Source organism: Paenibacillus sp. R14(2021) (assembly GCF_019431355.1).
GTDB lineage: Bacteria > Bacillota > Bacilli > Paenibacillales > Paenibacillaceae > Paenibacillus_Z.
The window spans coordinates 3,185,689-3,192,500 of record NZ_CP080269.1; the positions used below are offsets into that span (position 1 = coordinate 3,185,689).

The 6,812-nt window shown below is 53.3% G+C and carries 3 protein-coding genes and 1 rRNA gene (1 of these 4 running past the window's edge); all 4 read right to left on the bottom strand.

The genetic code is table 11. The features are described 5' to 3' along the window. Positions 1-4: 4 nt before the first annotated feature. Complete coding sequence (locus KXU80_RS14865) at positions 5-1,606, bottom strand: extracellular solute-binding protein (protein WP_219834052.1); 1,602 nt, start codon at positions 1,604-1,606, stop codon at positions 5-7. 57 nt (positions 1,607-1,663) lie between these two features. Further along, on the bottom strand, positions 1,664-2,548 hold the full coding sequence (locus KXU80_RS14870) for a carbohydrate ABC transporter permease (protein ID WP_219834053.1): 885 nt from the start codon (positions 2,546-2,548) through the stop codon (positions 1,664-1,666). Positions 2,549-2,814: 266 nt separating this feature from the next. Continuing rightward, positions 2,815-3,741 carry an ABC transporter permease gene (locus KXU80_RS14875; RefSeq protein ID WP_219834054.1) on the bottom strand — a complete coding sequence of 309 codons (927 nt, stop codon included), beginning with the start codon at positions 3,739-3,741 and terminating at the stop codon, positions 2,815-2,817. 318 nt (positions 3,742-4,059) lie between these two features. Next, positions 4,060-6,812, bottom strand: a 23S ribosomal RNA gene (locus KXU80_RS14880) (it continues 175 nt past the right edge of the window).

The following is a 6,812-nucleotide window of genomic DNA, read 5'->3' on the forward strand; positions in this document are numbered from 1 at the left end:
TTACTTACTTCGTTTGCGATGCCAAGTACGCATCGATTTGTTTTTGCGTTTCGGACAGGATTTTATCCAGGCCATTGCCCTTCTGCTTCTCGGTGTACGCGGCTACTTCCTTGTCGGGATCCTTCACGATGCCGAATTCCATCGGCTTGCTCGTCTCGTCGGATGCTTGGTCACGCTTGGCGAGCTCGTTCTTCATCGTGTCCTCGGCGATGAACAGACCGTCGATCGGAGAATTCACATTCACAGGCTCCGCGGCAAACTCGGCTTCATGCACCCAGAAATCCTTCGGATACGTCGATGTCGGACGCATGAATTGCGGCTTCCAGAACGCCCATTGCCCGCCCCACTCCATGTAGTTGCTCGTCGTGGTGTTCATGCCGTCCGGATAAACGGCCGTTTCCCCGTCGAGTTTATACGTTTTCCCTTCGATACCGTACTGCACGAGATCGTACAGCTTCTGGTCGGTCTCGATCATGTCCATGAAGCGCAGGACGCGGTCGGCATGCTTGGAGTTGCGGTTAATCGAAACAACGTTCGCAAGCGCCGTACGGTTCACCTGTTTCTTGTCCGGGTAGAGCAGGGACATTTGCTGCTTAAAGGACGGATCGGAGAAGCCCGGATCCGCGTTCGCCCATTCATGCGACGTCAGCGTCAGGAGCGTCTTGCTGTTGCGCCACTCAGCGGCGCCGTCTTCCTTGTCAATCATTGCGTCGCGGTTGATCAGCTTGTCGTCGTACCAGACTTTAGCCTTCTTGACCGCTTCCAGGTAGAACGGCTGCTGCTCGACCGGCTGTACGGTGACCTTCGGATCGTTCAGATAGAAGCCGAGACCGTGGAAGTTCAGGTCGACCCATTCATCGCGGATCATGTAGATGGCGAGCGGCGTGGAACGGGACAGCTTCTCGTTTGGATACGCTTTCTTCAATTGACGGAGCAGGCCGTCAACGTCCTCGATCGTATTGATGGAATCGGGAGCGATCGTGATACCTGCTTTATCCGCGAGATCGGAGCGCCAGCCAGCGAACAGCCGCTGGTTCATCTTCATCGTCCAAGGCAGGCCGACAATTTGACCGTTCACCGTAGCTGCGGACAGCGTGCCTTGTTCCTCGTATTTCTTGTACAGGTTTGGTGCGTATTGCGGCAGCAGATCGTTTAGCGCCATGTAGGAGCCTTTCGCCGCCATTTGTTTGTAGGACAGCCAATCGCCGTCGAAGTTCATGTCCCAGCTGTCTCCGGAAGCTGCCATGACGAGCATCTTATCCTTGAAATCGGTAAAAGGAATGAAGTTGATATTAAATTTGACGTTCAGGCCCTTGCTCTTCACGTAATCGCTGATCGCGGTCCACACCTCGTCGGTTGCCGCCTTCTTGTCGCCTCCGAAATAGAACTTCAGCGTCACCTCGTCCTCCTGCTTACCGGCATTGCCGCCGTTGTCGCCGGACGTGCCGGTATTACCGGTGCTGCCAGTATTGCCCGTCGTGCCTTTGTTACCGGTGTTCTCCCCATTGCCGTTACCGCCGTTATTGCCTCCGCATGCCGCAAGCAGCACCGCGAACAGCATCAAGACCGCTAGCAGTAATGGAACCCTTGCTTTGCGCTTCCTCATGTAATCCTCTCCCCTAATGATTTTGATTATATCGCTATACAGCCGAAGCTGGTATAGTCAGCCTTTGACCGCGCCTACCATAAGCCCCTTGACGAAATACCGCTGCAGAAAAGGGTACAAGAAGACGATTGGACCGATCGTAACGACAGTCAGCGCCATCTTCATCGATTCGGACGGAATCTGTGGCATAATGCGCTGCATCGCCGCGGCGTTGCTGGAGTTGCGCAGGAAATCGACGTTCGAAACGAGCGTCCGCAAGAGCAGCTGCAGCGGTTGCAGATCCTGCTTGTCGATGAACATGAGGCCGAGAAACCAGTCGTTCCAGTACGACAGTGCCACGAACAAGCCAATGGTCGCGAGAACCGGTACGGACAGCGGAGTTATGAGCCGGTAAAAAATGCGGAATTCACCGGCACCGTCCATTTTGGCGGATTCGTAAATGTCCTCCGGGATCGACTGCATGAAGTTGCGGATCAGAAACATATTGAACGCATTCGCGAGAGGCGGCAGGATCATTGCCCAGATCGTATCCTTCAGCTCCAGATACCGGACGCAGATGATGTACCAGGGCACGAGGCCGCCGCTGAACAGCATCGTCAGGATGACGTAGATGGACAAAATGTTGCGGTATTTAAACGAACGCCGCGCCATGACGTACGCCCCCATGCTATTAACGAGCAAGGAAAGCAGCGTGCCGACGACAGTAACAAGGATACTGATGCCATAGGCGTCGACGATCCGGTTGGAGCCGAGGAACAGGATGCGGTACGAATCGAACGTAATATGCCTTGGAATAAGCGAGTACCCGTAGTTCACGATGTCGTTCTCGATGCTGAGCGAGCCCGAGATGACCATTAGGAACGGGAACAGACAGGCCAAGCTGAAGAGCGAGATGACAAGCATAATAATCGCTTGGCTGATGGAAAATCGTTTGGCAACCATCGGGCGATACCTCCTTGTGTGGGATTGCAAAAGGTTAGCGAAGCAAGTGGCCGGAGTGCGGTATAGAGTCGGATAAGCGAAGCTTATGCTTCCGAAGTTAGCGAATGCTGCATTCCCTGTCTCACGACAGTGAACGCAAACCAACCGCCTTAAGCGTCCGCCTTTGTAGTTGGATTTCTACCACTTAACAATTTGATAAAGAAATCCGACTACAACACCGCCGATTGGAAACCCATGCCGGCGCAGGCCACGGTTTTTAGCAAAGCTTAAAAAATCGCCGAATCCTTGTCGATTTTGCGGGCGGCGTAATTGCTCGCGAGGATAAGCACGAACGCGACGATTGATTGCAGAAAGCCCGCTGCGGAGGCCATGCCGATATCGCCGGATTTGCGGAGGCTGCGGTAGACCAAGGTGTCGATGACGTCCGTCGTCGGGAACAGCAGCGAGGCATCGCCAACCATGGCATAGAACATCCCGAAATCTGCATTCATGATGCGTCCGATCGCAAGCAGCGTCAGGATCATGACCGTTGGCTTCAGCATGGGAATGCTGATGTACCTCATCTGCTGCCAGCGGGAGGCGCCGTCGATCGAAGCGGCTTCATAGTACGAGTTGTCGACAGAGGTGAGTGCTGCCAGATAAACGATCGTTCCATAACCCGTGACCTTCCAGCGAACCGCGATCGTCAGGATGAGCGGCCACCAGCTCGCTTTGCTGTAGAAGTCGACGCTCTGCAGCCCGAACCATTCCAACAGGCGGTTCAACGCGCCGTTCTCGAAGTTGAGCAGATTATACGTGAACACGCCGACTACGATCCAGGAGATGAAGAAAGGCAGAAAGGTCAGGGATTGCGTAATCCGCTTGAAGTATTTGTTCCTCAGTTCATTGAGCATGAGCGCGAAGCCTACTTCAAAAATTAGTCCGACGCCAATGAAAAGCGCATTGAGCAAAATTGTGTTGCGCACTGCACGGAACGCCGCATCCGACGACAAAATATAGTCAAAATTGTTCAGGAGAGGATGCATCCAATCACTCCCGAAGATGCCTTTGGTGAAGTCGAAGTTCTTGAACGGAATGATCAACCCCGACAATGGCAGGTAATTGAAGAGGAAGAGCAGCGTGGCAACGGGAAGAAACATAAGCAGTAGCTGACGGTTGCGCACGAGCTCGTGGATAACTCCGTTTCGTTTCATGGGCCTTATTCCCTTCTCTTGCGTGATACTCTAATCATAAGGGAGCAGTTTAGGCGATTCTATGAGCGGATCTTATCCTTTGCAGTATGCGATTGGCGTGTTCCGGGGAGAGGTGGAAAATGGCTTCAATTCGAGGTGTAAATAACCGATGCAGTATGTAAATCGAGGAAAACAAAAAAACACCCACAAAGTGAGTGTTTTTTGGGTATTATAAAATTGCATCCTGAAAACTGGATACGAACCTTTGCGAAGGTCATTACTTAGCTGAACGAAGATGTTAACGTTGGTTTCCGAAGTGAACCCCTTAACAGGGTTCAATAGGATAAGCCCTCGACCGATTAGTATTCGTCAGCTGCATGCATTGCTGCACTTCCACCTCGAACCTATCAACCTGGTCGTCTACCAGGGGTCTTACGAATTGGGAAATCTCATCTTGAGGGGGGCTTCACGCTTAGATGCTTTCAGCGCTTATCCCGTCCGCACTTGGCTACCCAGCGGTGCTCCTGGCGGAACAACTGGTACACCAGCGGTGCGTCCATCCCGGTCCTCTCGTACTAAGGACAGCTCCTCTCAAATTTCCTACGCCCACGACAGATAGGGACCGAACTGTCTCACGACGTTCTGAACCCAGCTCGCGTACCGCTTTAATGGGCGAACAGCCCAACCCTTGGGACCTACTTCAGCCCCAGGATGCGATGAGCCGACATCGAGGTGCCAAACCTCCCCGTCGATGTGGACTCTTGGGGGAGATAAGCCTGTTATCCCCAGGGTAGCTTTTATCCGTTGAGCGATGGCCCTTCCATTCGGTACCACCGGATCACTAAGCCCGACTTTCGTCCCTGCTCGACTTGTAGGTCTCGCAGTCAAGCTCCCTTATGCCTTTGCACGCTGCGAATGATTTCCAACCATTCTGAGGGAACCTTTGGGCGCCTCCGTTACATTTTAGGAGGCGACCGCCCCAGTCAAACTGCCCACCTGACACGGTCCCTGTACCGGATTACGGTACCAGGTTAGAACTCCGATACGATCAGGGTGGTATCCCAACGTTGCCTCCACCGAAGCTGGCGCTCCGGCTTCTTAGGCTCCCACCTATCCTGTACAGATCGTACCAAAGTCCAATATCAAGCTGCAGTAAAGCTCCATGGGGTCTTTCCGTCTTGTCGCGGGTAACCTGCATCTTCACAGGTATTAAAATTTCACCGGATCTCTCGTTGAGACAGCGCCCAAGTCGTTACGCCATTCGTGCGGGTCAGAATTTACCTGACAAGGAATTTCGCTACCTTAGGACCGTTATAGTTACGGCCGCCGTTTACTGGGGCTTCGGTTCATAGCTTCGCCTTGCGGCTAACCACTCCCCTTAACCTTCCAGCACCGGGCAGGCGTCAGCCCGTATACTTCGCCTTACGGCTTCGCACAGACCTGTGTTTTTGCTAAACAGTCGCTTGGGCCTTTTCACTGCGGCCCCCTCGGGCTATTCACCCTACCGAGGCACCCCTTCTCCCGAAGTTACGGGGTCATTTTGCCGAGTTCCTTAACGAGAGTTCTTCCGAGCGCCTTAGCATACTCTGCTCGACTACCTGTGTCGGTTTGCGGTACGGGCACCTTCACCTGGCTAGAGGCTTTTCTTGGCAGCCTGAACTCATGACCTTCGCTACTGCAATTTTCGCTCCCCATCACAGCCCAGCCTTATCGATGTGCGGATTTGCCTACACATCAGCCTCACTGCTTGGACGGGCATCCATCAGCCCGCGTCACTATCCTTCTGCGTCACCCCATTGCTCGTAACGGCTTACGGTGGTACAGGAATATCAACCTGTTGTCCTTCGACTACGCCTTTCGGCCTCGCCTTAGGTCCCGACTTACCCTGAGCGGACGAGCCTTCCTCAGGAAACCTTAGTCTTACGGCGGACAAGATTCTCACTTGTCTTTTCGTTACTCATACCGGCATTCTCACTTGAATGCGCTCCACCAGTCCTTACGGTCTGACTTCAACGTACATTCAACGCTCCCCTACCCCTGCAACATAAGTTGCAAGCCATAGCTTCGGTGGTGTGTTTAGCCCCGTTACATTTTCGGCGCAGAGTCACTCGACCAGTGAGCTATTACGCACTCTTTAAATGGTGGCTGCTTCTAAGCCAACATCCTGGTTGTCTTTGCAACTCCACATCCTTTCCCACTTAACACACACTTGGGGACCTTAGCTGATGGTCTGGGCTGTTTCCCTCTTGACAATGGATCTTAGCACTCACTGTCTGACTCCCGGATATAAGTACATGGCATTCGGAGTTTGACTGGACTTGGTAACCCTTGGCGGGCCCCGCACCCAATCAGTGCTCTACCTCCACGACTCTAAATTCCGAGGCTAGCCCTAAAGCTATTTCGGGGAGAACCAGCTATCTCCGAGTTCGATTGGAATTTCTCCGCTACCCCCACCTCATCCCCGCATTTTTCAACATGCGTGGGTTCGGGCCTCCAGTGCGTGTTACCGCACCTTCACCCTGGACAGGGGTAGATCACACGGTTTCGGGTCTACGTCCACATACTCATTCGCCCTATTCAGACTCGCTTTCGCTGCGGCTCCGGCTCTTCACCTTAACCTTGCATGGGAACGTAACTCGCCGGTTCATTCTACAAAAGGCACGCCATCACCCATATAGAGGGCTCTGACTTCTTGTAAGCGCACGGTTTCAGGTTCTGTTTCACTCCGCTTCCGCGGTGCTTTTCACCTTTCCCTCACGGTACTGCTTCGCTATCGGTCGCTAGGGAGTATTTAGCCTTGGCAGATGGTCCTGCCGGATTCCCACGAGGTTTCACGTGTCTCGCGGTACTCAGGATCCGTCTCGGAGAGTATTGACTTTAGACTACAGGGCTTTTACCTCTTATAGCGGGCCTTTCCAGACCTCTTCGTCTAGCCAACACCTTTGTAACTCCATGTGAGACGTCCTACAACCCCAAGGAGCAAGCTCCTTGGTTTGGGCTAATCCGCGTTCGCTCGCCGCTACTGACGGAATCACTATTGTTTTCTCTTCCTCAGGGTACTTAGATGTTTCAGTTCCCCTGGTGTGCCTCCA

What these genes read in the sequence shown, in the direction of transcription:
- KXU80_RS14870 (WP_219834053.1), bottom strand. Translation starts at nt 2,548, where the DNA reads ATGGTTGCCAAACGATTTTCCATCAGCCAAGCGATTATTATGCTTGTC.
- KXU80_RS14865 (WP_219834052.1), bottom strand. Translation starts at nt 1,606, where the DNA reads ATGAGGAAGCGCAAAGCAAGGGTTCCATTACTGCTAGCGGTCTTGATG.
- KXU80_RS14875 (WP_219834054.1), bottom strand. Translation starts at nt 3,741, where the DNA reads ATGAAACGAAACGGAGTTATCCACGAGCTCGTGCGCAACCGTCAGCTA.